Origin of the sequence: Mesorhizobium sp. B1-1-6 (assembly GCF_006443035.1) — a bacterium.
In the GTDB taxonomy this organism is placed as follows: Bacteria; Pseudomonadota; Alphaproteobacteria; order Rhizobiales; family Rhizobiaceae; genus Mesorhizobium.
On the sequence record NZ_VFWR01000016.1, the window covers coordinates 19,624 to 44,104 of the forward strand.

Here is a 24,481-nt window from a genome sequence, read left to right on the forward strand (position 1 = left end):
TCGGCCTTCACGACAGCGCCGCGCGTCCTGTCGGACGCTGCGGCACTTTGATTCGCGCGTGATCCTTTCCGAAAATCGATCCCGATTTTCGGGGTCATCCGCCGGGGCCGATCCATGCTGCGCAAGCTACTTGTCCTCAGCGTCTTTGCCGGTACATCGGCATCCATCCCGATTGTCTATCAGTCGAATCCGCAGATGTTCGAAAGCCTGCTGAAAACGGCGGTGACGGCCAAGCCAGCGGCCGACGCCCGTCCGGAGGTCGCCTTGGCAGCGGCTCCCGACAAGCCGGTGGCGCCGTTGCCGATGGGCCGCAAGGTTGTCGTCACGGCCGACGCGCGAGGGCATTTCTCGTCGGCCTTCAAACTGAACGGACGCCAGATCGACGGCATGATCGATACAGGAGCGACACTGGTCGCCGTCAACACCTCGACGGCGCGCAGGATCGGTCTGTCGCTGAACCCGTCGGACTTCAGTCATGAGGTCAACACGGCCAACGGCACGATCAAGGCGGCGTTGGTGATGATCGACCGCGTGCAGATCGGCAGCATCACCGTCAACGACGTGCAGGCTATCGTGCTCGACGACAAGGCGCTGCACACCAATTTGATCGGCATGAGCTTTCTCAATCGGCTGGGCAAATATCAGGCCGAAAACGGCACGCTGCTTCTTGTCCAGTGAGCGGGCACGGCCGTTCGGGGCTGGGTCATATCAGCCACGCGGCAGGATGCGCCGGATGACCGACTTGTCGGCAGGCGGCTTGGAAGCGCCGATCGCATAGGCCGAAAGCACCGTTGCCGCCGTGGCTTCGGCGTCGGACACCGAGCGGGCATGGACCAGCGCCAGCGGCTCGCCAGCTCGAACCTCGGCGCCGACCGGCAACAGCCTGGTGATGCCGACCGCCGGGTCGACCTTGTCGTCTGGCCGGGTGCGGCCGCCGCCCAGCCCGACCACGGCAAGGCCGATATCGCGCGTGGCAATGCCGGTGACGAAGCCGTCCGCGATCGCTCTCACCGCGTGTTCCGTTGGCGCAACGGGCAAATATCGTTCCGGCTTCTCGATGAAATCGGCGGGGCCGCCGAGCACCGTCACCATGCGCGCGAAGGTGGCGGCGGCGCGGCCGCTGGCAAGCGTTTCGGTCGCCCGCCGCATGCCGTCCTGGTTGGACGGCACCAGACCCGCCGCCTGCAGCATTTCGGCGGCGAGCGCCAGCGTCACATCCTCCAGGCGCCGGTCGCGAAGGCGGCCGGTCAGGAAATCGACGGCGTTGCGCACCTCGACCGCGTTGCCGGCGGCCGAGGCCAGCGGTTCGTTCATGCCGGTGATCAGCGCCGAAACTTTCAGTCCGGCGCCGCTTGCGACTTCGACCAGACTGTTGGCGAGCGCCGTCGCGTCGCGCGACTTCTCCATGAAGGCGCCATTGCCGACCTTGACGTCGAGCACCAGCGAGCCCAGGCCTGCTGCCAGTTTCTTCGACAGGATCGAGGCGGTGATCAGCGGCACCGACTCCACGGTTCCGGTCACGTCACGGATGGCATAGAGCCGGCGGTCGGCCGGCGCGAGGTCCGCGGTCTGGCCGATGATGGCGCAACCCGCCTCCAGCACCGCCTTGCGAAACAGCGCGATGTCGGGCTGGCTGGCGTAGCCGGGGATGGAATCCATTTTATCCAGCGTGCCGCCGGTGTGGCCGAGGCCGCGGCCGGATATCATCGGCACATAAGCGCCGCAGGCAGCGACGATCGGCGCCAGCATCAGCGAGACGTTGTCGCCGACGCCGCCTGTCGAATGTTTGTCCGTGACCGGGCCGGGCAGGTCCGACCAGTCGAGCACGTCGCCGGAATCGCGCATGGCCAATGTCAACGCCACGGCCTCGTCGCGGCTCATGCCGTTGAAGAACACCGCCATGGCGAAAGCCGCGACCTGGCCATCGGTGACGGCGCCATCGGTTACGCCAGCGATGAAGTCGGCGATTTCGCGCGCCGGCAGTCTGTGGCCGTCACGCTTGTGGCGGATGATTTCCTGCGGAAGCATCAGTTCTCCAACAGTCCGTCGCGGAACACACGCTTTAGGATCGTCGCCAGCCGCGCGCCGCCGACCGGGGCCATATCCTTGGTCTCCTGGTGCGAAAGCTCGGCTCCGGTCATGCCGGCGGCAAGATTGGTGATGATCGAGCAGGCGGCGACACGCAGGCCAAGGAAGCGGGCAAGGATGACTTCCGGCACGGTCGACATGCCGACCGCGTTGGCGCCCATGATGCGCGCCATGCGGATCTCGGCCGGCGTTTCGAAGCACGGGCCGGAGAACCACATGTAGACGCCCTTGTGCAGCGCCGTGCCGGTCGCCTTCGCCGCCTGTTCGATCGCCTTGCGGATGCCGGCATCGTAGGCTTCGGTCAGGCCGACGAAACGGCGATCGCTCGGCTCGCCGATCAGCGGGTTGGTGCCGGAGAAATTGATGTGGTCCGATATCAGCATCACCGAACCCGACCCCATCTCCGGATCGACCGAGCCGGCGGCATTGGTGAGGATCAGCTTGGTGATGCCGGTGCCGGCGAGCACCTCCAGCACCGGCCGCATCGCCGCCGCGTTGCCGTGCTCGTAATAGTGGGCGCGGCCCGACAGCATCAGCACCGGCGTGCCGGCAAGCAGCCCGACCACCACCTCTCCGGCATGGCCGGAAACGCCGCTTCTGGGAAAGCCGGGCAGATCGGCATAGGAAACACGGATCGGGTTCTCGACCTGGCTGACCAGCCCTCCCAGGCCAGACCCCAGCACCAGCGCCGTGGTCGGCGCCAGGCCGTCCAGCCGTTCGATCAGATGGTCGAGCGCTTCCTTCATTTCAGCATGTCGCCGCGAAAGCCGTAAGGCAGCATGTCGCCCATGGTCACGGTCTCGGCGACGCCGGTATTGTCGCAGAGATAGAGTTTGGTGTCGGGACGGCAGAATTCGGCCAGCCGCTGCCGGCAGCCGCCGCAAGGCGAGCATTTGGCCATGCGCTCGGCAAGGACGGCGATTTCCATGATCTTGCCGCCGCCGCCCATGATGTAATGGCCGAGCGCCGTCGTCTCGGCGCACCAGCCTTCCGGATAGGAGGCGACCTCGATGTTCGCGCCTGTGAAGACGCGCCCGTCCTCGGTACGAAGTGCCGCACCGACCGGAAATTTCGAATAGGGGGCATAGGCCTTGCCCATGGCAGCCTTCGCCGCTTCGAACAATTCATGCGACATTTCAGTGTTCTCTCCGATGATCTTGTCCATAAGCCGGCGCGCCTTTTGCGTCGCGCCCTCGATCCTCAGCGTTCCTTGACATAAGGCACGCCGCCGGCGCGCGGCGGGATCGCCTTGCCGATGAAACCGGCGAGCAGGATGACGGTGAGAATATAGGGCAGGGCCTGCATGAACTGCACCGGCACCTTGCCGATGAGCGGCAGCGGCGAGCCTTGCAGGCGGATCGACAGGGCGTCGAGGAAGCCGAACAGCAGGCAGGCGAACATGGCGTTGACCGGCTTCCACTTGGCAAAGATCAATGCGGCCAGCGCGATGTAGCCCTTGCCGGCGGTCATGTCCTTCACGAAGCCGCCATTCTGCACCATCGACAGATAGGCGCCGGCGACGCCGGTCAGGATGCCGGTGCAGATCAGCGCCCTGTAGCGCAGCCAGGCGACCGAGATGCCGGCGGTGTCCACGGCGGCTGGGTTTTCGCCGACCGCGCGCAGCCGCAGCCCAAAGCGCGTGCGAAACAGCACCCACCAGGTGAACGGCACCATCGCGAAGGCGAGATAGACCAGTATCGAGTGGCCCGACAGCAGTTCCGAATAGATCGGCCCGAGAAACGGCACGTCGCGGATCGTCTCGGCGCCGGGCCATGTGATCGCCTCGAACCGCTCGGCTGGTTCCAGCGCCGGCGTGCGCCCGCCTTGCTGGAACCAGGCCTGGCCGAGGATGATGGTTGAACCGGCGGCGATGAAGTTGATCGCCACGCCGGAAACGATCTGGTTGCCGCGATGGGTAATCGAGGCAAAGCCGTGGATCATGGCGAACGCGACCGAGATCAGGATCGCCATGCCCAGTCCGAGAAAGGCGGAATGGAAGACCGACGCGGCCGCCGCACCGGCGAAGGCGCCGACCAGCATCTTGCCTTCGAGGCCGATGTCGAAGATGCCGGCGCGTTCCGAATAGAGGCCGGCCAGGCAGGCGAGCAGCAGCGGCACCGAGAGGCGGATGGTGGAGTCCAGCGTCTGGACGATGGCGTTGAAGGTGTCCATCTCAGGCGCCTTTTCCCTTGACCGCTTCCATGCCGACCGACCTCGGGCTGAGCGAGGCGAACAGCGCCTGGATGTAAGGCCTGAACATGTGTTCGAGAGCACCGGCGAACAGGATGACCAACCCTTGGATGATCACGATCATGTCACGGCTGATGGCAGGCATCTCGAAGGCGAGTTCGGCGCCGCCCTGGTAGAGCATGCCGAACAGGATGGCCGCCAGCACGATGCCGACAGGGTGCAGGCGACCCATCAGCGCCACGGCGATGCCGACGAAACCGGCGCCGCTGACGAAGTCGATCGCGACATTGTGCTGGTCGCCCATCACCGGGTTGAGCGCCATCATGCCGGCGAGCGCACCCGAGATCATCATGGCGGTGATGATGATGCGGGTTTCGGAAATGCCGGCATAGCGCGCCGCCTTTGGGCTGTGGCCGTAGGTGCGCATCTCATAGCCGAGCTTGGTGCGCCAGATCAGCAGCCAGACCAGGAAGGCCATGAGCAGCGCGAGCATGAAGGAGATGTTGAGTGGTGCCGAGCGGATCTTGGCGCCGAACAGCTCGATGACCCAGTTGAGTTTCGGCAATTCCGCGCCCGCCAGGAAGTTGCGCGTCTGCGGCGCCTGCGAGGCTGCCGGTTTCAACGGGCCGACCAGCAGGTAGACCATGATCGAAGCAGCGATGAAGTTGAACATGATGGTGGTGATGACGATGTGCGAGCCGCGCCTGGCCTGCAGATAGGCGGGGATCAGCGCCCACAAGGCGCCCACGGCCGCCGAAGCCACGATGGCCAGCGGAAATGTCAGCCACCATGGCAGCACGCTGTCGAAGGAGAGACAGACGATGGCGATGCCAAGGCCGGCGATGTAGGCCTGCCCCTCGGTGCCGATGTTGAACAGGCCGCAATGCGCTGCTACCGCCACCGAAAGTCCGGTGAAGATGAAGGTGGTGGCATAGAAGAGGGTAAAGGCGATACCTGTTCCCTTGCCGAAGGCGCCCTCGACCAGGATGACGGCGGCACGGAACGGGTTCTCGCCGACCAGAAGCACGACGAAGCCCGCGACGATGAAGGCCACAGACAGATTGATCAGCGGGATCAGCCCATAGTCGGCCCAGGCCGGCAATTTGGCATAGGGCGTGCTCATTGCGCCGCCTCCTGGCGCTCAACACCCGCCATCAGCAGGCCGAGCTCGCCCTCGCTTGCCTCCGGCCCGCGCTCGCCGACGATGCGGCCGGCAAACATCACCAGGATGCGGTCGGAGAGCGAGCGGATCTCATCGAGCTCGACCGACACGACCAGCACGGCCTTGCCCTGGTCGCGCATGGCGATCAGGCGCTTGTGGATGAACTCGATGGCGCCGACGTCGACGCCGCGCGTCGGCTGGCCGACGATGAGAACGCCGGGGTCCTGTTCGATTTCCCGCGCGAGCACGATCTTCTGCTGGTTGCCGCCGGAGAAGTTGGCCGTCTTCAGCCGAGGATTGCCGGGGCGGATGTCGTATTTCTCGATCTTGTCCTTGGCATCGGCAACGATGGCATCGATGTTGAGGAAGGGTCCTCTGAGGTAGCGGGGATCGTCATGGTAGCCGAGGATGGAATTCTCGTTCTCCTCGAAGGCCAGCACCAGCCCGACATGATGGCGATCCTCAGGCACATGGGCGAGGCCGCGGTCGCGCAGTTCGCCGGGATCGGCCTTGCCGGTGAGATCGATCGGCTTGCCCTCGAGCATCACCGAACCGGAAACGGCGTGCCTGATGCCGGAGATCGCCTCGAGCAGTTCGGACTGGCCGTTGCCGGCGACACCGGCGATGCCGACGATCTCGCCGGCGCGCAGGTCGAAGGAGATGTCGTCGACCATGGTGACGCCGCGGGAATCCTTGACCGTCAGGTTCTTGACCGCGAGTTTTACCGCGCCGGCTTCCGCTTCGCCCTTCTCCACCCGCAAGAGCACGCGGCGCCCGACCATCAGCTCGGCCAGTTCCGCGACGGTGGTCTTCTTCGTTTCCCTGGTCGCCACCATCGTGCCCTGGCGCATCACCGAAACCGTGTCGGTGATGGCCATGATCTCGCGCAATTTGTGGGTGATCAGCACCACCGTCTTTCCCTGCTCCTTCAATTGCTTGAGGATGCGGAAGAGGTGGTCGGCCTCGGCCGGCGTCAGCACACCCGTCGGCTCGTCGAGGATCAGGATCTCGGCGCCGCGATAGAGCGCCTTGAGGATCTCGACGCGCTGCTGCAGGCCGACCGGCAATTCCTCGACGATGGCGTCGGGATCGACCTCAAGGCCGTATTCACGCTCCAGCCGCTCCAGTTCGGAACGCGCCTTGGCGATGCTTTTCTTCAGCAAGGCGTCGCTTTCGGCGCCCAGGATGACGTTCTCCAGGACCGAGAAATTGTCGACCAGCATGAAATGCTGGTGCACCATGCCGATGCCGAGCGCGATCGCATCGTTGGGCGTGCTTATCGATGCCGGCTTGCCGCCGACGCGGATCTCGCCGCTGTCGGCCTGGTAGAAGCCATACAGAATCGACATCAGCGTCGACTTGCCGGCGCCGTTCTCGCCGACGATGCCGTGGATGGTGCCGCGCGCGATTTCCAGGTTGATGTCGCGGTTGGCGCGCACGGCGCCAAAGCTCTTGTTGATGCCAATCAGTTCGATTGCGGCCAGTTCAATCGCGGCATGCGCCATGCAGCCTGTCCCACTCTTATTTTTTTATCGCTTGGTCAAAATGCCTAGCATGACGCTCCGCCCGTGCCAATTGGCCGGAGCAGCGTCCACTCTCGACAAATCCCGGCGCGCTTGTCAATTTCGAACGTGGCCGAAGCTCTCATATTCGCTAATATGGCAAGCCGATTTGACGCTGCGGCGCAACGCCTGAGGACTTTGCATGACCATGCCCGCCGACCGGCTGACGACGCTGGAGATCCGCTCCGCCGAGCAGGAGAAGACCATCGAGGAGCTGTCCGGCCAGATCGCCGAGCAGTGGAAGGTGATCGAGCGCATGCAGCGCAAGCTGGACGCGCTGACCGACCGCTTCCTGGCGCTGGAGGAACAGGCGGCACCCGACGTGCCGGTGACCAAGCCGCCGCACTGGTAGGGAAGGGAAGTGCGAGCGATGACCAGCGACCGCATCGCAAGAGCCGGCGACTACGTGCTTGGCCTGATGAACGATGCGCAACGCCAAAGGGCCGAGCGCGATCTGGAGGTCGACCCCGCCTTTCGCGATGCGGTGGTCCAGCTTGCCGAGCGCATGCATATTTTCGACCGCGCCGAACCTTCCGGCGACGATCGCTGGCGGCTGATCTCGCAACGCATCGCCGAACTGCCGCAGATGCGCTCGCCCGGCGATGACGAGGCGAAACCTTCGGTGGTAATCCGCAAGCTGGAACGCCAACCCTACGGCGTCGGCGTTCCCGCGCTCGGCGGCCGGCGCGGCGCGGTCATCGCCATCTTGCTGATCGCGGTTTTCGCGCTCGGTTATCTGGTGGGCCAGCTATAGCCGAAGCTCGCGCACCATTAGCAGCATTGGGTGACCGTCCTGTTCAAACGGCTCGACGACTACCCAACCGAGCCCAGCATAGAAATCACGCGCTTCCCACGTATAGAGGTAGAGTCGCTCCGCACCGATCGACGCCCCATGTGCTTCGATGGCCCGGACCAGTGCGCCACCGATCCCTTTGTTGCGGTGGTTGCGATCCACGACCAAGCCGGCAAGCCATGGCGTCAGGTCGTGCGAAGGTTCCAATTCGTGGCGAACCAGCAGGCATGTGCCAACCGATACTTCGCCGATCCGGGCCACAAGCGCCGTCTCGAAGCCGTCCCCGGCCAACAGCCTGCGGAGCCCGGCGGCATCCTCGTCCGGCGTCCTTGCGCTACCCTCGAAAAAGGCGGCAACCCGCAATCGTGCCATCGCCTCGACGTCGCTTTCGGTCATGGGTTCTATCATCGGCGCCACTCTTGCCTCGGTGCATGCCATCAAGGTCTTCCAAAAACAAAACCGCCGGGATAAGGCCCGGCGGTTCGAAACTTAGTGCTTACCGATCAATACGGGCAGGCGTTGTCGGCGGTGTAGTCGTGCACCTCGACCTTGCCGGCGATGATGTCGGCCTTGGCCTTCTCGACCGCCGCCTTCATTTCGTCGGTCACCAGCGCCTTGTTGTTGTCGTCCATGGCGTAGTCGACGCCGCCTTCCTTGAGGCCGAGATTTTCGACGCCACCCTTGAAGGTGCCGTTCTTGCCGTCCATGAAGGCGGTGTAGACGGCAACGTCCACGCGCTTCAGCATCGAGGTCAGAACCTTGCCGGGCTGGAGGCCGTTCTGGTTGGAATCGACACCGATGCCGAGCTTGCCGGCATCAGCCGCCGCCTGAAGCACACCGACGCCGGTGCCGCCGGCGGCCGCATAGACCACGTCGGAACCCTGGTCGATCTGCGTCTTGGCGATCTCGCCGCCCTTGGCCGGGTCATTCCAGGCGGCCGGCGTGTCGCCGGTCATGTTCTGGATGACGTCGGTCGCGCCTGCCGATTTGGCGCCGCCGACATAGCCGCATTCGAACTTGCGGATCAGCGGAATGTCCATGCCGCCGACGAAGCTCACCTTCTTCGTCTTGGAGGCCATCGCCGCCATGATGCCGACGAGATAGGAGCCTTCATTCTCCTTGAATACGAGCGAGCGGACATTGGGCAGGTCGACGGCATCGTCGATGATGGCGAAGTTGAGGTCAGGATATTCGGTCGCGACCTTCTTAAGCGCATCCTCCCAGGCGAAGCCGGCCATGACGATCGGGTTGTGGCCGTCCTCGGCGAAGCGGCGCAACGCCTGCTCGCGTTGCGAAGCGTTGGACACTTCGAACTCGACATAGGGGACGCCGGTCTCGGTCTTGAACTTTTCGGCGCCATGGTAGGCCGCCTCGTTGAAGGATTTGTCGAACTTGCCGCCGAGATCATAAAGGATGGCCGGCTGCACATCCGCGGCGAAAGCCGGAAGAACCATTGCAGTTGCGGCCAGAAGGCCGAGAACGATACGTTTCATGTGATCCACACCCTGTCGGTTATTTTTTTCCGTTACGCCCCGCCCGCCTGCCCGGTTCTGCGGCATGCGCGCGACGTCAGCCAGGAGTGTATATTCCCCTCCCGCTCAGCGGCAATCTGGCACGGCCCGAAACAAAATTCACGTGGAATTTTGACCTTTTGGAAAAGCATGGCGGGGTGCGATGCCCGTGCCCTTCAGGCGAACTGCCCGGTGCGCCGCTGCCGCCTGTAGCCGATGGCATAGAGCAGCAAGGCCAGCACCGCGAACACGGCAAAGCCCGGCTGGTTGAGCACCCAGGCGATGGCGCCGTCCCATAGCAGCGGGCCGGCCTTGGCGCGAACGAAGCTTTCAAAGGCGGCGCGCGTGTCGGGCGACACGGCCAGCCAGCTTGCATTGAGCGGGGTCAGCACCAGTGCCGAGGCGGCCACCGTGCGTGTCGTGTCAAGCACCGCCATGATGACCGAAATCGACAGCGCGACCATGGCCGCGAGACGAAAGACGAAGCGAAACATCAGAGACCTTTCCCCTGGCCGATCCTCAACATCTTCCCGAGGATCTCCGGCGGTGTTCCGAAATGAGAAATAGAGCGCATGGGCCCCGTTCGCAATCACGGCACGCGAATTGAATCGCGGCCGACGCAGCCTAGCCGGCCGGCCTGCGCTTGCGCCGGTTGGCGAGCCAGACGGCGAGAATGCCGCCGGCAATGGCGCCGACCACCAGCCCGGCCAGGCCGATGAATGCGGCGAAGTAGCCGCACGCACCCTCGAAGCAACTCACGTCGGTGACATCGGCGATGAGCGAACCGGCCAGGAAACCGCCCACCGCGCCGACGACCGCGCCGAGGATGATGCCGAGCAGCGCGGCGACAATGGAAACGAAGACCGACGGCGCTTCGGCTCGCGGCTTGGCATAAACGGTCTCGGCGCCGGAGCCGCGGCGCAACAGGTAGATGCAAAGCAGGCCGATGGCGATCTCGGCGGCGGTGATGGCCAGGCTTCTGGCGGAGAAGACGAAGCCCGGCACGGCAAGTGCGTAAGCGTGACTTGCCAGCAGCCATATGATCGTGGCGGCCTGCCAGATGGTGAAGTGGCTGGGGAAGCGCGCCGAACGGCCGAAGGCGAGGCCGAGCAGGTAAAGTCCCCATAGGATGGTGATGACGTCGGCGACGAGCCCGCTGAAGAGGAAATAGAAAACGGCGTCCGGCAGGCCTGAACTCCCCACCAGCCACAAGGCCGACGCCAGCCAATAGACCGACAGGGCCATGACGATAACGAGCCAGCCCACCGGGACGTAGGAAAGTCCGCTGTCCGGATGTCGGGCCGGGACATTTCCCTCGGCCGGTGGCTGTCCGTTGCCAGGCGTACCGCCCGGAATTCCGCTGCTTGACGTCATGTTGCGACGATGCCCCCCGCAAAGCCTTTCGGACACTCGACAGGCCGCTCGGGACGAAGTCAAGCGCGGCTGGCCTCGCAGCCTTGCCCGTGCACGTCATCAAGCAGCGATTGAAGTGGCGGGACTCCAAACGGATGTGCCGGCGGCCCCCATGAACGCCGTTTGGCCGGCAAAGCGAATTGACCGCCGTTATGGCTTGGCATTCGGCGCCGGATCGACTAGATGAGCCCCGCGCCTGTTGCTTTGACGGCTCAGGTGCGGGCAGGGAGTCCGCTGGTTGGCGGCGCCCGGTGCGGAAGTTCCGCAGCCCAAAGGGAGAGCATCTCCCCAACCCGCGCGGCGAAACCGGCCGGCGCGAAAGGCAAGGACGGAGAGGTGGCCGAGTGGTTGAAGGCGCACGCCTGGAAAGTGTGTTTACGGGAAACCGTAACGCGGGTTCGAATCCCGCTCTCTCCGCCATTCCACAGAATAGCTGAATTTCTATAGCAAAATCAGTGTCTTGGCTGATCGGCTGCTGGCGGCTTAGACCAATAACTTAGACCAATCTGGCATCATTCCTCAAGCGGCCTTCCTCACGTCCTCGACGTACCACTGCAGGGCCTGCCACGGGTCATCCTCAAGCAACCTCACCGCCTCGGCGTACGCTTCACCCTCGCCACAGTATTCCTTGACGCGCTCAATGTGGCCCTTCATCCACTCGGCCACGTCGGCTTCAAGGATGCTGTAGTTGATGCTCATTGGTCCCGCTCCTATTGTGACCGCGTCATCGCGGCCCCAGTGGGGTAGAAGACCGCACGACAATTCGTCAAATCAAATAAATTCAATGCGTTAGAGGAACTGTTCCCTTGGCGGAACCATCCCGCGAGCGGGTCGATCTATTGCCCTCGTTTTCAACTTCCAGCATTCTGCGCCAAACCGGGAGGGATGGATGCGTTCCATGTTCATAGCCGCGCTCTGCTTGGCGCTTGTCGGGTGCAACAATACGACGTCGTCAGGGCAGTGGCGTGAGGTTCAGGCCACAACAAAAGACAGCCGTTTCGAGAGGGCCAAGACAATTTGCAATGGTCGCGCAGGCGAAACGCAGGTGATGGCGGGACGGCTCTGGATTGCCGGGGCGATGGCAGCGAACAGCACCTTTAAAGCCTGCATGGCGGAACAGGGGTTCGTGCAATGAAAGGCCCCGCCCCCGACGCACCTCTTGGGGCGATGCATCGGGAGCAGGAAGGGGTTAGTCGCTGTAAGCCGAACCGTCCTTGCGAGCGGCTGCAATGGCCTGAGCATGCCTGTGAAAGACGTGCCATTCGCCTTTGGCTGCGGCCTTGCGCAGCGCCGGGTAATCCGCCTCGTCGACATGCTCGAAGTAGGTCTGAAGGCTCAACCCATGCTGCCGCAGCACATTCCTATCGAGGTGCTGACTGAACGCAGTCTCGACCACAGCCGCCTCAACCTCCTCGATCCCGAAGGCTTCACCCACAGGTATCTCTCCGGTCTCCACATAGGCGTCCAAGATGAATTGCTGCTGGGCTTCACTGTGGGTCTCCCTGAAGCGGTCAAGGCTCTGGTCGGCCATACGGACGAACTCGGCATGTTGCTTCTCCGCTTTCTCATCGTCAGTCAGTTCCTCGGCCTCGGTCTCGGTCTGCTCATCTTCCCCGGTGGGCAACGGAGCGGCATCAACCGCCCCGTCACTCTCGGCCCCCGGAGTTACCTGAAAGACTTCGGCGCGGCGTAGCCACGGGCAGCCAGCCCGTCGACCACGGCCTTGTTGAACTCGGCCTGCGTGATCTGCCCGACCTCGGCCATGTCCTTGGCCTGCTGATACGAGACCTCAATGCCGCCGAGAACCCTGACCGTGGTCTTCTCGACCTCTGCCATCGGCGGAACAACCCCTGCGCTCTGCGATGTGATCACGCGATTGGTTGTGATGCCCATGCGCTCGGCTTGAAGCTGAGCATTGTTCCTGACGGAAAGCTCGACAGCACGGGCAATCTCTTCCTGCTGGCTGCGCTCTTTCGCTTCGGCAACCAAGGCGTCTTGCTTGGCCCTGTCAGCTTCGGCCTGTGCGGCCTGAGCCCGCATCATGGCCTGCCCGAGAGCGGTCTGGTCGATCTGGTACTTGTTCGGATTGTCGATGTAGTCGGTCATTTCGTTTCGTTCCTTGAATGTGAATTGCTGGCCTCGGAGCGGCATTGCCCCGAGACCTGTTCGATTGCTGTTGACGTGGGGTGCTGATCGCTGCGGTTCAGCGTCGAGGCGTGAACCCATAGGTCATCGGCTGCGAGCCTTCAGGACGCTCGCTCGGGGCGGCTGGGGCAGATGGCTGGGAAAGACCGTCGCTGCCTCCGGCGACCCCTACACGTGGCGGCGAGAGACTGGGCCGCATCGTCACTTCGGCGAACCGCCGCGCACAGGCCACGGCCTCCAAATCCGGGTAGCCGTAGACCTCAAAACAACGCTCGGCTGCCGAAGAGAAACTATCGGTCCACCCGATGCCGATCCCCGCCAGCCTCCGGTCAAGCTGAGACACGCTCTCCCAGTCGTCGGCCTTCAGCCATGAGACCAACGCAAGAGCTGCCTCCCGCGCGGGATAGGTCGCGACCCAGTCCCGCCGCCTGATCTCGTCAAGGGTCAAAGCGGGCGTTCCGGTCGTTGCGGTATTTCAGCGGGCCGTGCTTCACGATAAGCGGCAAATGGTCATGGAAGGTTTCCCCATGCTCGCTGCCCCCTGTCGACGCCTCCAGCATGTCGATAACGCTTGGCTCCCGATCCCTCGACGGATGCCGCACCGGCACCCCGTTCAGCCAGTCCAGAACCTCCAGGCTGACGTGCCCGACAAGGCCCGTCTTGGCCGCGCCATTACGGACCAGCCGCTTCAGTTCCATGTTCAGCATCGACCGGCTGGTGATGTATGCGCGGTCGGTCCACTCGTCGGTCGCCTGAGCGCCGCGCCTGCGGGTCCGCTTCATCTCGGCTGCCTGAACAATCCATTCTCGGTCGGTCTCGACAACGCGGACTGCCGACGTGATCTGGTGGACGTTCTTCGGCTGGCTGTCAGCCACGGGTAGCCGCCTCCGGTGCCTTCAGGGATTGCCGCCACTCGGCGAAGAGCTTCCGCACTTCCTTCCGCTTCTGGTTGATGGTCTCGCGGTTCCGGTAATAGGTCTCGCGGTCAAGCTCGCGGTTCCGCTCCCGGTTGGTGGCGCGCCACTTACGTTTGTGTTCGCGCCATTGCCTGCGCGTTGCTTCGTCTTGCATTTCTTCCTCTCTGATGTCGTGTTGATGCTGTTGCCGGGGCCGCTCGGGTCCCAGCCTGTACAATTTGTACACCGTAGTGTTTGTACACCTGAGGGTCCCTTAGAACTCCTCGTCGTCCACTTCGGGCAAGAACCCTTGAAGTTCCCCGACCACCTCGGGAAGCCGCCTGCCGAAGTACGCAGCGAGGGCCATAGCGGCAATCTCAGGGTCGTCGGACAGTCGCCCCGAGAACGTCCTCGCAAGCGTGTCCGCAAACCGATCTGCTACCTGTTGCTTCCATTCTTCAGGGTCAAATTCGTCCACGCCGTCCATGTCCTTTCCTTCAGCCGCTTTCCTCGCCTTGAACCACGTTTCGTAGTTGCCGGCGTCGACCCCCAGTGCCTTCTTCGCTTTCCTCATGGTGGCCACCTGTGACGTCGAGGTTCCCGATGCGTCTGCCACCCTCGCCTTGCTGTATCGGTCCAGCATGACAAGCCGCCACGCGAAGTCCTGCCGTTCACTGGAGGACATCGGGAGCTTTGCCTTCGCGGTTGCCTTCCCGGCCTCCAGAACGGCCTCCTCGGGGTTCCCCTCGAAGTACACGGTGGGGATGCTGTCATTGCCCACCCGCTGGTAGGCTTCGTGCCGGTGGTGTCCGTCGATCAGGACGTAGGCGTCCCCCGCAACCATCACGGTCACCGCGTCGAGGTCCTTCCGGCTCCTGAGGAGCTTCACAAGGTCGGATAGATGCCGCTCGTCCATCCCGCCGCGTGGCTGGAATAGGTCTGGCAGCACCCTCACGCTCCCAAGCGGTAATCTGTCGGGCCTGCTTTGGTTGCCCTGACGGGACCCTGATAGTTCAATGAGGCCGGCCAATGCCTCGGCCGCTCCTGCGATCATGTTCACCTTTCAGATTGTTGTTGTATGGAGAAGCCCTGAACCGTCCAGTCCAAAAGGGGAGGACAGATAGAGGCACACACGGCCTCACATCTACCGACCGGCCACAGCCACGGCGCGCCACGACCCCGGAAGGGAACAGGGCAGGCAGCGGGAGAACGCTGGACAGATCGGTAGGTGAGAAGCCGTGAGGAGAGGGTGTTGTCGTCCGAACAGGTGGGCCCTGTCCAGCCAAGTAATCTCTACCGACCCATTTGAGCATCCCTGAGGATTTCCTGAAGTTCGTCGAGCAGTTCTTTCTCGCTCTTCTGAACGCGTTTCCCATCATCTGGTCTGTTTACCGGGATGAAATGGTCCTTTATTTCCTCGATGCTGTCACCCATCCCCGGCTGTCTTCCATCCCACGTCTGATACTCGGAGGTCCCCGCCGCGAAGCTCCGCGCCATTACTCGCTCCAGCACCATGATCTGGATGGCACCCGCTGACCGCTTGGCCTTCACCATCTCGTCAATCTCGACCATCATCGGTTTGTAGACTTCCCAGTCCGTGCGCCACGCCCGAAGCTGACCACGCGCCCAGTACCGAAGCGCCTTGCGCATCCGCTCGCGTTTCACCGCGCGGCTTTCCTCTCCGGTCTTCGGGAACTTGGCTTTCACGACATCTTTGAAGTCCCAGCCGTCATGCTCCCATCCCGCCTGGAACCGCTTCGGTCCGGCGTATTCATAGCGCCCTGACTTACCGCCAAGGAACTTTCTCCCCTTCTTCACTGCATTCTTTCCTGTGCTATGGCCGCTGGGGCCGTTTCCTTGAGGACGCTCTGAACGGTCGCTGTGGAGTATCCCACGGCGGCAGCAATGGCCCTCAGGGACGCCCCCTCGGCTCGCATGTCGCGTACTCTCTGTTCAATCTCTTGGGTCACCGTCTTGGGCCGCCCAAGGTGGTCGCCTCGGGCCTTCGCCTTGGCGATGCCTTCCATCTGCCGTTCCTTCCTGAGGGCAGTCTCAAACTCTGCGATGCTGGCGAGGATGCCAAACATCAGCTTGCCGTGCGGCTTGGTCGTATCGAGCGACGGGTCGTTCAGCACCCGGAACCCGACCCCCCGCTTGTCGAGGTCTTCCACGATCTGGTGGAGGTGCGCCGCTGATCTCGCCAGCCGGTCGACCTTGCTGACCACCAGCGTGTCACCCTTCCGAACGAACCTTAGCGCCTCGGCCAACTTGGGCCTCTCATTGTCCAGCCCCGAGAGCCGGTCTTGAAAGATGGTGTCGTCCGTTGCCCCTGCCGCCCTTAGCTGGTCGATCTGAACTGCCGTGTTCTGGTCGGTCGTGCTAACCCGGGCGTATCCAACGATTGCCATGGTGTGAACTATCTCCTAAGAGCCAATGTTCACATTTATTACCTCACGCTAAGTTCACATGTCAACGGGTATGTGAGAAAAAGATTACCTTTGTTCACAGTCCGCTCCTCGTGGTCGAGGGGATAGACCCCATCATTCGAGACAAGCAGCAACCCCACCAGCGCGCGTTCATGTCAGCTTGATGTGTCACTCAACGCCAGCCGCCGCGCTACCCGCTCGCGCTTGAACTCGCCCCGGGTGGGAACCGAAGGGGGTACGGGGGGTCTTCTCGCGAGCCAGTTATCCGATCCCCTGCGCGGATTTTTTCACCAAACATTCTCTGGTGCCGTTGAACTGCTGCTGTAAGTATGGTCCATCGAAGGATTGCGCGGGCGGGGTCAATGAGCAACAAAATGCTATTTCTTTCTCACATTCATGAAGAACGTGAGTTGGCAGTACTGATCAAGAGCGAGCTTGAAAGCGAGTTCAGTGGGTTTGTAGACGTATTCGTCTCCTCCGATGGAGTAAGCATCCCGGCGGGGGCTAATTTCCTCAAGCGGATTGAGGATGGGTTGGTCGCCTGCGTTGGCGCGCTTTATCTGATCAGCCCAAAGTCGGTCGCCCGCACATGGATAAGTTTCGAGCTTGGGGCGGTCTGGGTCCGAAATGCGATGAGCCTCCGGTCGGGGGGCGTCGAAATTCCAGCATTGCCGGTCTGCCATTCCGGCATGAAGCCGGGCGCGCTCCCAGCGCCGTTGAGCAACCTCAACGGGATCGTTGCAAACCAGTCTTCTCAACTTGAATTTGCGTTTAGGTCAATACAATCGGCAGTGGGCGGAAAGGGCGGCCTGAAGACCGACTTCGACCAGCTGTCGGCGCGAATAATCGCCTTCGAGAACGCCTACACGTTGGGCGCAAGTTTGGTTCGCCTCCTCAAAGGCATCAACGTACCTGGCCTGATTGCACACTGCGAGGCAAACCCCAATACCACCGTCAACATCCAGTTTGGCTTTGTCCCAAATGAACAAATCGACGTCATTCGTGGGCTCGAACGCAACGAACTTCAGGGGCGTATAAAAGTCGAAGTAAAAAGCTCCGTCGTTGCATTCGGAGCAGATGGCGCGCAGAACGGCGGCGACATTGAAGTCATGATCGGGACGGCCCTACTATTGCAATTCAGGAATGAACTCCTTTCCGCCGCATGAAAGTGGCTGAGCCTTACTTAGGCGTTGCGTTGCGGCAACTTCACGGCCCTCACACATGCCACCTTCTGTGCATCACTCGGTCCTCCTGAGTAGACCCCGAAGGTGATCGACTTGCGCCCCTCGACGTGCCCGACAACAGCCGCCACGGTTGTCTCAGGGATGCCGGCCTGTTCCGCCTGAGAAACAAACCAGCGCCGGAACGAATGGAAGTTGACCAAGCTCCGGCGCTTGCCGTCCCGCTTGTCGTCGACACCACACGCCACCCGGTAGCGCGTGAACCGTTTGGTCGTCACAGCCGCCGCGTCCCGCTCGTCGGCCAACTCGTGGAACAGCCAATCTCCCGGCTTCTTGCCCTTCGTCCGTCTCGCGATCAGCTTGACCAGCCCCGAATGTATCGGCACTCGACGCACACCGGCCTGTGTCTTCGCGTCCCGTATGTCAAACCAGCCATCCGCGCATTGCTCGACCCGAAGCGTCACGATCTCTTCCAGGCGCATTCCAGACAGCGCCCCGGCCAATGCTGCGTCCTGTAGCTGGTGATCGAATTGCCCCGCCTCTATCGTGTCGCCGCTATCGAGGTGCTGGCCATTCAGGACCGCGTTCAATTCCTTCGGGGTGAATGGTCGTTCCCCCTGCGTGGCCTCGGCAGAGCCCTTCTTGCGCCGCTGGGGCTGTAGCTGGCGGTCCCATGGGTTGCCGCTCTGCTCGGTGTCAACGAGGCCCCGCCGCGCCAGATAGTCCCAATAACCCCGCACCGCCGAAAGGTGCTTCTTGGCGGTCTTCGGGTGCATCTCTGCGATTTCCTCGGAGACGTACTTGCCTGCGTTTCTACGGTCGATGTCGGCCAGCCTGAGGGTCTTCTCGGCGCACCATCGGGCAAACCGCTTGACCAGTCCTCGCCACTCAGCGGTGGTCTTGTCAGCGAGCTTGGCCTCCTTCAGGTATGCCTCAAGGTGCTGATCGACGGGCACCTTCCCAGACACGGCAGCATCGAACAGCTTCCGTTCCTTGCCCCGGTAATGGTCACGCTCGTCCTCGGCGGCGCTCACAGCGTCGTGCAGCGCGTCGGTATCGCCTGCATCTTGAAGGGCTTTGATCGCTTCCCGAACGATGGCACCCCGCGAGGTCGCGTCGATCTGCTCCGGTGTCACCGCTTCCCCGGCCTTGATGGCCTTGAATAGGTCGAGGGCTGTCCGCTCTCTCGCGTCTCGCCTTTCCATTGCAACCCGGATGTCCCCGGTTTCGAGGCTTTCCACGATGGCCGTGCGGCGCTTGAACTCATGGCGAGCCGCCTCCGGTATCGCCATCTTGAACCACCACGTTCGCCCCCTCAGCGAGAGGTGCCGCCGCGCTCTGCCCTTGAAACCTGCCATGCTTAGACCATCCACTTAGACCAATTCCAAGGGGCGATTACCAAGCACAATCAACGATTTCAAGGGCATAGGGCCGTTTGGCGTCTAATCCCGCTCTCTCCGCCATCCTGCTTCGCTCTTCGAGCTTCGCAGGATTGGCTCAATCGACAGCGCGAAGCAGGATGCCCTCCGAAGCTTTAGCGTAGGAGGGCAGGGTCATCAACCTTGCCGACCGGCTTGCACGATTAAAAAAGCAGCTGTTAGTTTCGAGCGCTTTGGGAAGCGCGTCGAGTGATCCTTGGGCATTCTATGAACACGCCGCCCCCGACCCGGTTTTGGAATTCCCGGTGATCTGGTAATGGGTGATCCCGACCACAGGAGATGGCATGCCGGACGATGTAATGGTGCGCGACAGCAACGGCGCTCAGTTGAGTGACGGCGATTCCGTTACGCTGATGAAGGACCTCAAGGTCAAGGGCACTTCGGAGACGATCAAGCGCGGCACGTTGGTGAAGAACATTCGCCTTAACGGTAATCCCGGTGAGATCGAATGCAGTACCAGGCAAGTGAAGGGCCTGGTGCTCAAAACCGAGTTCGTAAAGAAGGCGTGACCCTCAAGGCGGTCGAGCCGCAGGGGTAGAATGCGTTTACCGGCGGCGAGCCGTTTCGTCGGCCAACCTGTTACCCCTTACGACTGACGATATCGCTGGAGCGCCAGGACGCGTTCACCACTTCCAATTCATCCGCCGAAAATCTTTACAAAATTCCTATTTCTTTCCGCTTTGCCCCGTCTCGAACCTTTATGGCGATCGGGTCCATATTCCGCTTTGAGAAAAACGTCGGACGCCGTCACCCAAGTGGGCGGGGCGTTCTCACGTAATCGCCAAGCTGCTTCGAGCGGGCGCAAAGTGGAAAAATCAAAGCAAGGACAAGCACAATGGACATCATTGTTCTCGGGATCGGGGTTTTGTTTTTCGCCCTCTCCTTTGCCTACGTCAAAGCCTGCGACAGAATTTGAGCGATCGGGACATGCTTGTCGATTACATCCTCGGTGGCGGCGTGACGTTGTTCCTGCTCGCCTACCTGACATACGCACTGATCCGCCCGGAACGCTTCTGACCGGCGCACGGAAAGCCAAATCATGACTATCAACGGATGGATACAGATCCTCCTCTATTGCGGGATCCTGGTTTTGCTCGTGAAGCCGCTGGGCGGCTACATGCATCGCGTCTTCACCGGCGACCGCAGCTTGCTGTCGCCGGTGCTCGGCCCCGTCGAGCGGGGCCTTTATCGCCTGGCTGGAACCGGCGACCAGGAGCAGCACTGGACGGGCTATGCCGCCGCCATGCTGTTGTTCAACCTTGCCGGTTTCCTGGCGCTCTATTTCCTCCAGCGCCTGCAAGGCGGCCTGCCCTACAACCCGGCCGGCATGAGCGCGGTCGAACCGGGGCTCGCCTTCAACACCGCGGCCAGCTTCATGACCAACACCAACTGGCAGAACTACGGCGGCGAGAGCACGATGTCCTATCTCGTGCAGATGGCCGGCCTCACAGTGCAGAACTTCCTGTCGGCGGCCACCGGCATCGCCATCGCCATGGCGCTGATCCGCGGCTTTGCCCGCGCTTCCGGCAAGTCGATCGGGAATTTCTGGGTCGATATGACCCGTGCCACGCTCTACGTGCTTTTGCCGCTCTGCGTCGTGCTCACCCTGGTCTATGTCTGGCTCGGAATGCCGCAGACGCTGGGAGCCTATGTCGACGCCACCACGCTCGAACGCGCCAAGCAGACCATCGCCGTCGGGCCGGTCGCCTCGCAGATCGCCATCAAGATGCTCGGCACCAATGGCGGCGGCTTCTTCAACGCCAATGCCGCGCATCCCTTCGAGAACCCGGACGCCGTCTCCAACCTGATCCAGATGCTGTCGATCTTCGCCATCGGCGCGGCGCTCACCAACGTCTTCGGCCGCATGGTCGGCAACCAGCGCCAGGGCTGGGCGATCCTGGCCGCCATGGGCGCGCTGTTCATCGCCGGGGTTGCGGTCTGCTATTGGGCGGAAGCCGCGGGCAATCCGCTGGTCCATGCGCTGGGCATCGACGGCGGCAACATGGAAGGCAAGGAAACCCGCTTCGGCATCGCGCTTTCGGCGCTGTTCGCGGTCATCACCACGGCGGCCTCCTGCGGCGCGGTCAATGCCATGCATGACAGTTTCACCGCGCTCGGCGGCATGATCCCGCTCATCAACATGCAACTCGGCGAAGTCATCGTCGGCGGCGTCGGCGCCGGCTTCTACGGCATCCTGATGTTCATCCTGATCGCCGTCTTCGTCGCCGGCCTGATGGTCGGGCGCACGCCCGAATATCTCGGCAAGAAGATCGAGGCCAAGGAGGTCAAGATGGCGATGCTGGCGATCCTGTGCCTGCCGCTGGCGATGCTGACCTTCACGGCCATCGCGGTGGTCCTGCCGAGCGCCGTGGCATCGATCGCCAATGGCGGTCCGCACGGCTTCTCCGAGATCCTCTACGCCTATACGTCGGCGGCGGCGAACAACGGCTCGGCCTTCGGCGGCCTCACCGGCAACACGCCCTGGTACAACATCACGCTGGGTCTCGGCATGCTCATGGGCCGTTTCCTGGTCATCATCCCGGCGCTCGCCATCGCCGGCTCGCTGGCGGCGAAGAAGACCGTGTCCGCCTCGGCCGGCACGTTCCCGACCGACGGCCCGCTGTTCGTCGGGCTGCTGGTCGGTGTCATCGTCATCGTCGGCGGCCTGACCTTTTTCCCGGCGCTCGCCGTCGGGCCGATCGTCGAGCATCTGGCCGCCATCCACGGGCAGACATTCTGAGACGGAAGTGTCTTGGCTGAAACGGAAATGTCCTGGTTCAACAACAGGCATCGCAACGATCGCCATCCCGCCGACAACGGAAAGGAGGAACGGCCTCCTCCTTTCCCCACCATGTCGACATTCCTCGGCATCGCCGCCGTCATGATCGTTCTGTGGTTGCTGGCCTACGGGCTTCCGCATCTTCTTTCGGCATCCGACCGCTCGGTGCCGTCCAACAACACCGAAGCTGGAGCTTCAAAATGAGCCAGTCGAAATCAGCCAGCATCATGGATGCCGGCATCCTGTGGCCCGCCATCGGCGGCGCCTTCAAAAAGCTGAACCCACGCACATTGGCCAGGAACCCGGTGATGTTCGTCGTTGCCGTCGTCTCGGCGCTGACATCAGTGCTTTTCGTCAAGGACCTCGCCAGCGGGCGCGGCAACCTCGGCTTCACCATCCAGATCATCATCTGGCTGTGGTTCACCGTGCTGTTCGCCAACTTCGCCGAAGCCGTCGCCGAAGGCCGCGGCAAGGCGCAGGCCGATTCGCTGCGCAAGGCGCGCACCGAGACCCAGGCCAAGCTCCTGACCGGCGAGCACCGGACGAAATTCAAGCTGGTGCCCGGCACCAGCCTGAAAGTGGGCGACGCCGTGCTGGTCGAGGCCGGCGACATCATCCCCTCCGACGGTGAGGTGATCGAAGGCGTGGCTTCGGTCAACGAGGCGGCGATCACGGGCGAATCGGCGCCTGTCATTCGCGAATCCGGCGGCGACCGCTCCGCGGTCACCGGCGGCACGCAGGTGCTCTCCGACTGGATCCGCGTGCGCATCACCGCCGCCGCCGGCCACACCTTTCTCGACCGCATGATCTCGCTGGTCGAGGGCGCCGAGCGCCAGAAGACCCCGAATGAGATCGCGCTCAACATCCTGCTGGTCGGCATGACGCTGATCTTCGTGCTGGCCACCGCTACCATCCCGAGCTTCGCTTCCTATTCGGGGGGCTATATCCCGGTCACGGTGCTCGTCGCTTTGTTCGTGACCTTGATCCCGACCACTATCGGCGCGCTTTTGTCGGCCATCGGCATCGCCGGCATGGACCGTCTGGTGCGCTTCAATGTGCTCGCCATGTCCGGCCGCGCCGTGGAGGCGGCCGGCGACGTCGACACGCTTTTGCTCGACAAGACCGGCACGATCACGCTCGGCAACCGCCAGGCGACCGAATTCCGCCCGGTGAAGGGCGTCACCGAGCAGGAACTGGCCGATGCGGCACAGCTTGCCTCGCTCGCCGACGAAACGCCGGAAGGCCGCTCGATCGTCGTGCTGGCCAAGGAGAAATACGCCATCCGCGCCCGCGACATGGCGACACTGCACGCCACCTTCGTGTCCTTCACCGCGCAGACCCGGATGAGCGGCGTCGACATAGACGGCTCCTCCGTGCGCAAGGGCGCGGTCGATTCCGTGCTCGCCCATGTCAACCAGACGACATCAGCCAGCCACGCAACGCGCCCGAACAGCGATACGATCAGGGATCTCCAGGCGATCGCCGACGAGGTCGCCAAATCGGGCGGCACCCCGCTTGCGGTCGAGCGCGACGGACGCCTGCTCGGCATCGTGCACCTCAAGGACATCGTCAAGGGCGGCATCCGCGAGCGCTTCGCCGAGCTGCGCAGCATGGGCATACGCACGGTGATGATCACAGGGGACAATCCGATGACGGCGGCGGCCATCGCGGCCGAAGCCGGCGTCGACGACTTCCTTGCCCAGGCGACGCCGGAGGACAAGCTGAAACTGATCCGCGACGAGCAGGCCAAGGGCAAGCTGGTCGCCATGTGCGGCGACGGCACCAACGATGCACCGGCTCTTGCCCAGGCCGACGTCGGCGTCGCCATGAACACCGGCACGGTGGCGGCGCGGGAGGCCGGCAACATGGTCGACCTCGACAGCGATCCGACCAAGCTGATCGAGATCGTCGAGATCGGCAAGGCGCTGCTGATGACACGCGGTTCGCTGACCACCTTCTCCATCGCCAATGACGTGGCCAAGTACTTCGCCATCATCCCGGCCATGTTCGCCGTGTTCTACGTCGCGCCCGGCCAGACCACAGGTCCGCTGCAGGCACTCAACATCATGCATCTGGGGACGCCGCAGAGCGCCATCCTGTCGGCCATCATCTTCAATGCGCTGATCATCATCGCGCTGATCCCGCTGTCGCTGCGCGGCGTCAAATACCGGGCGATCGGCGCCGGGGCGCTGCTCAGCCGCAACCTGCTCGTCTACGGCCTCGGCGGCATCATCGTGCCGTTCGCCGGCATCAAGATTATCGACATGGCCGTCACGGCCCTCGGCCTTGCATAAGGGATCATTCCGATGCTCAAGCAAATCAGACCCGCGATCGTCATGATCGTCTTCTTCACCGTGCTGACCGGGCTCATCTATCCCATCGGCATGACCGGCATCGCCCAGGCGCTGTTCCCGAAACAGGCCAATGGCAGCCTGATCGAGAAGGACGGCAAGGTGGTGGGTTCGGAACTGATCGGCCAGGCCTTCGCCAGCGACCGCTATTTCCACGGCCGGCCCTCGGCGGCCGGCAATGGCTACGACGCCGGCGCCTCCAGCGGCTCGAATCTGGGTCCGACCAACCTCAAGCTGATCGAGCGCATCAAGGGCGACGCGGCGAAGTTGAAGGCCGAAAACCCCAATGCGCCGGTTCCGATGGGCCTCGTCACGACATCGGGCAGCGGGCTCGATCCCGACATCAGCCCCGAGGACGCTTCTTTCCAGGTTCCGCGTGTCGCCAAGGCCAGGGGTATCGATGAAGCCAAGGTCAAGGCGCTCGTCAACAGCCATGTCGACGACCGGGAGCTCAGCGTCCTGGGCGAGCCGGTGGTCAATGTGCTGGCCCTCAACCTCGCATTGGACGACACAGCCAAGCAATGAAGAACAGCGCCGGGATCGAC

Annotated in this window: 30 protein-coding genes and 1 tRNA gene; 13 read left to right on the forward strand and 18 right to left on the reverse strand. The window is 62.9% G+C overall.

What is annotated here, in order from left to right; translation table 11 throughout:
- Positions 1-114 precede the first annotated feature (114 nt).
- Entirely contained in the window at positions 115-678 is a 564-nt protein-coding gene (locus FJ979_RS26680; protein WP_140584285.1) for a TIGR02281 family clan AA aspartic protease, read from the forward strand.
- A 30-nt stretch (positions 679-708) separates the two neighbouring features.
- Here FJ979_RS26680 and deoA read toward each other — a convergent pair whose 3' ends face one another.
- From deoA to FJ979_RS26710, 6 genes are all read right to left on the reverse strand, one after another.
- A complete protein-coding gene (gene deoA / locus FJ979_RS26685; RefSeq protein WP_140584286.1) occupies positions 709-2,028 on the reverse strand; it encodes a thymidine phosphorylase in 1,320 nt (439 codons plus the stop codon).
- Entirely contained in the window at positions 2,028-2,834 is an 807-nt protein-coding gene (locus FJ979_RS26690; RefSeq protein WP_140522472.1) for a purine-nucleoside phosphorylase, read from the reverse strand. The genes deoA and FJ979_RS26690 overlap by 1 nt, the downstream gene beginning before the upstream one ends.
- Positions 2,831-3,223, reverse strand: coding sequence for a cytidine deaminase (gene cdd / locus FJ979_RS26695; protein WP_140584329.1), 393 nt, complete (start codon positions 3,221-3,223; stop codon positions 2,831-2,833). Before cdd ends, FJ979_RS26690 begins: the two co-directional genes overlap by 4 nt.
- Before the next feature lie 65 nt (positions 3,224-3,288).
- A complete protein-coding gene (locus FJ979_RS26700; RefSeq protein WP_140496358.1) occupies positions 3,289-4,260 on the reverse strand; it encodes an ABC transporter permease in 972 nt (323 codons plus the stop codon).
- Position 4,261: 1 nt separating this feature from the next.
- Positions 4,262-5,401 carry an ABC transporter permease gene (locus FJ979_RS26705; protein ID WP_140556487.1) on the reverse strand — a complete coding sequence of 380 codons (1,140 nt, stop codon included), beginning with the start codon at positions 5,399-5,401 and terminating at the stop codon, positions 4,262-4,264.
- Positions 5,398-6,930, reverse strand: a complete 1,533-nt coding sequence (locus tag FJ979_RS26710) for an ABC transporter ATP-binding protein (RefSeq protein WP_140513932.1) — start codon at positions 6,928-6,930, stop codon at positions 5,398-5,400. The genes FJ979_RS26705 and FJ979_RS26710 overlap by 4 nt, the downstream gene beginning before the upstream one ends.
- Positions 6,931-7,144: 214 nt before the next feature.
- On the opposite strand from FJ979_RS26710, the gene FJ979_RS26715 reads away from it, so the two are divergent.
- Positions 7,145-7,354: a SlyX family protein gene (locus FJ979_RS26715; RefSeq protein ID WP_140513732.1), complete on the forward strand. Its 210-nt coding sequence runs from the start codon at positions 7,145-7,147 to the stop codon at positions 7,352-7,354.
- Positions 7,355-7,372: 18 nt separating this feature from the next.
- Positions 7,373-7,756, forward strand: a complete 384-nt coding sequence (locus tag FJ979_RS26720; RefSeq protein WP_140584287.1) for a hypothetical protein — start codon at positions 7,373-7,375, stop codon at positions 7,754-7,756.
- Here FJ979_RS26720 and FJ979_RS26725 read toward each other — a convergent pair.
- The 4 genes from FJ979_RS26725 to FJ979_RS26740 all read right to left on the reverse strand — a co-directional run bounded on the left by FJ979_RS26725 (position 7,751) and on the right by FJ979_RS26740 (position 10,680).
- The gene (locus FJ979_RS26725) at positions 7,751-8,191 is read right to left on the reverse strand and encodes a GNAT family N-acetyltransferase (protein ID WP_224684735.1); all 441 of its coding nucleotides are present in this window, start codon (positions 8,189-8,191) and stop codon (positions 7,751-7,753) included. The two genes, FJ979_RS26720 and FJ979_RS26725, sit on opposite strands and share 6 nt — an antisense overlap.
- A 107-nt stretch (positions 8,192-8,298) precedes the next feature.
- Positions 8,299-9,288 (reverse strand): BMP family ABC transporter substrate-binding protein, encoded by a 990-nt coding sequence (locus FJ979_RS26730; protein ID WP_140496350.1) that lies wholly within the window; start codon positions 9,286-9,288, stop codon positions 8,299-8,301.
- 194 nt (positions 9,289-9,482) lie between these two features.
- Complete coding sequence (locus tag FJ979_RS26735; RefSeq protein WP_140513730.1) at positions 9,483-9,800, reverse strand: hypothetical protein; 318 nt, start codon at positions 9,798-9,800, stop codon at positions 9,483-9,485.
- 130 nt (positions 9,801-9,930) lie between these two features.
- The gene (locus tag FJ979_RS26740) at positions 9,931-10,680 is read right to left on the reverse strand and encodes a hypothetical protein (protein ID WP_224684734.1); all 750 of its coding nucleotides are present in this window, start codon (positions 10,678-10,680) and stop codon (positions 9,931-9,933) included.
- Positions 10,681-11,049: 369 nt separating this feature from the next.
- On the opposite strand from FJ979_RS26740, the gene FJ979_RS26745 reads away from it, so the two are divergent.
- Positions 11,050-11,139: transfer RNA gene (locus tag FJ979_RS26745), tRNA-Ser, on the forward strand.
- A gap of 99 nt (positions 11,140-11,238) precedes the next feature.
- Here the strand turns inward: FJ979_RS26745 and FJ979_RS26750 are convergent.
- Positions 11,239-11,418, reverse strand: coding sequence for a hypothetical protein (locus FJ979_RS26750; protein ID WP_140584288.1), 180 nt, complete (start codon positions 11,416-11,418; stop codon positions 11,239-11,241).
- A gap of 190 nt (positions 11,419-11,608) precedes the next feature.
- Between FJ979_RS26750 and FJ979_RS26755 the strand changes: the two genes are divergently transcribed.
- Positions 11,609-11,854, forward strand: coding sequence for a hypothetical protein (locus FJ979_RS26755; protein ID WP_140584289.1), 246 nt, complete (start codon positions 11,609-11,611; stop codon positions 11,852-11,854).
- A 105-nt stretch (positions 11,855-11,959) separates the two neighbouring features.
- Positions 11,960-12,412 carry a hypothetical protein gene (locus FJ979_RS26760; protein WP_140584290.1) on the forward strand — a complete coding sequence of 151 codons (453 nt, stop codon included), beginning with the start codon at positions 11,960-11,962 and terminating at the stop codon, positions 12,410-12,412.
- On the opposite strand, the gene FJ979_RS26765 is transcribed toward FJ979_RS26760, so the two are convergent.
- From FJ979_RS26765 to FJ979_RS26790, 6 genes are all read right to left on the reverse strand, one after another.
- On the reverse strand, positions 12,385-12,825 hold the full coding sequence (locus FJ979_RS26765; protein ID WP_140584291.1) for a hypothetical protein: 441 nt from the start codon (positions 12,823-12,825) through the stop codon (positions 12,385-12,387). The genes FJ979_RS26760 and FJ979_RS26765 overlap by 28 nt on opposite strands.
- 476 nt (positions 12,826-13,301) lie before the next feature.
- On the reverse strand, positions 13,302-13,739 hold the full coding sequence (locus FJ979_RS26770) for a hypothetical protein (RefSeq protein WP_140584292.1): 438 nt from the start codon (positions 13,737-13,739) through the stop codon (positions 13,302-13,304).
- Complete coding sequence (locus tag FJ979_RS26775; protein ID WP_140584293.1) at positions 13,732-13,935, reverse strand: hypothetical protein; 204 nt, start codon at positions 13,933-13,935, stop codon at positions 13,732-13,734. The genes FJ979_RS26770 and FJ979_RS26775 overlap by 8 nt, the downstream gene beginning before the upstream one ends.
- A 99-nt stretch (positions 13,936-14,034) precedes the next feature.
- The gene (locus FJ979_RS26780) at positions 14,035-14,709 is read right to left on the reverse strand and encodes a ParB/RepB/Spo0J family partition protein (RefSeq protein ID WP_210241486.1); all 675 of its coding nucleotides are present in this window, start codon (positions 14,707-14,709) and stop codon (positions 14,035-14,037) included.
- Between the two features lie 344 nt (positions 14,710-15,053).
- On the reverse strand, positions 15,054-15,578 hold the full coding sequence (locus FJ979_RS26785; protein WP_140584295.1) for a hypothetical protein: 525 nt from the start codon (positions 15,576-15,578) through the stop codon (positions 15,054-15,056).
- Positions 15,575-16,168, reverse strand: coding sequence for a recombinase family protein (locus FJ979_RS26790; RefSeq protein ID WP_140584296.1), 594 nt, complete (start codon positions 16,166-16,168; stop codon positions 15,575-15,577). Before FJ979_RS26790 ends, FJ979_RS26785 begins: the two co-directional genes overlap by 4 nt.
- A gap of 380 nt (positions 16,169-16,548) precedes the next feature.
- Between FJ979_RS26790 and FJ979_RS26795 the strand changes: the two genes are divergently transcribed.
- On the forward strand, positions 16,549-17,352 hold the full coding sequence (locus FJ979_RS26795) for a toll/interleukin-1 receptor domain-containing protein (protein WP_181181815.1): 804 nt from the start codon (positions 16,549-16,551) through the stop codon (positions 17,350-17,352).
- Positions 17,353-17,369: 17 nt separating this feature from the next.
- On the opposite strand, the gene FJ979_RS26800 is transcribed toward FJ979_RS26795, so the two are convergent.
- On the reverse strand, positions 17,370-18,725 hold the full coding sequence (locus FJ979_RS26800; RefSeq protein ID WP_140584298.1) for a site-specific integrase: 1,356 nt from the start codon (positions 18,723-18,725) through the stop codon (positions 17,370-17,372).
- 365 nt (positions 18,726-19,090) lie between these two features.
- Here FJ979_RS26800 and FJ979_RS26805 point away from each other — a divergent pair, with 365 nt between their 5' ends.
- From FJ979_RS26805 to kdpC, 6 genes are all read left to right on the forward strand, one after another.
- The gene (locus tag FJ979_RS26805; RefSeq protein ID WP_140584299.1) at positions 19,091-19,315 is read left to right on the forward strand and encodes an alkylphosphonate utilization protein; all 225 of its coding nucleotides are present in this window, start codon (positions 19,091-19,093) and stop codon (positions 19,313-19,315) included.
- Positions 19,316-19,733: 418 nt separating this feature from the next.
- Positions 19,734-19,823: a K(+)-transporting ATPase subunit F gene (kdpF, locus tag FJ979_RS26810; protein WP_015315765.1), complete on the forward strand. Its 90-nt coding sequence runs from the start codon at positions 19,734-19,736 to the stop codon at positions 19,821-19,823.
- A 22-nt stretch (positions 19,824-19,845) separates the two neighbouring features.
- Positions 19,846-21,546 carry a potassium-transporting ATPase subunit KdpA gene (gene kdpA / locus FJ979_RS26815; protein ID WP_140584300.1) on the forward strand — a complete coding sequence of 567 codons (1,701 nt, stop codon included), beginning with the start codon at positions 19,846-19,848 and terminating at the stop codon, positions 21,544-21,546.
- Between the two features lie 12 nt (positions 21,547-21,558).
- On the forward strand, positions 21,559-21,789 hold the full coding sequence (locus FJ979_RS26820; RefSeq protein ID WP_224518924.1) for a hypothetical protein: 231 nt from the start codon (positions 21,559-21,561) through the stop codon (positions 21,787-21,789).
- Complete coding sequence (gene kdpB / locus FJ979_RS26825) at positions 21,786-23,879, forward strand: potassium-transporting ATPase subunit KdpB (protein WP_140584301.1); 2,094 nt, start codon at positions 21,786-21,788, stop codon at positions 23,877-23,879. The genes FJ979_RS26820 and kdpB overlap by 4 nt, the downstream gene beginning before the upstream one ends.
- A 12-nt stretch (positions 23,880-23,891) precedes the next feature.
- Positions 23,892-24,461, forward strand: a complete 570-nt coding sequence (gene kdpC / locus FJ979_RS26830; protein WP_140584302.1) for a potassium-transporting ATPase subunit KdpC — start codon at positions 23,892-23,894, stop codon at positions 24,459-24,461.
- Positions 24,462-24,481 lie beyond the last annotated feature (20 nt).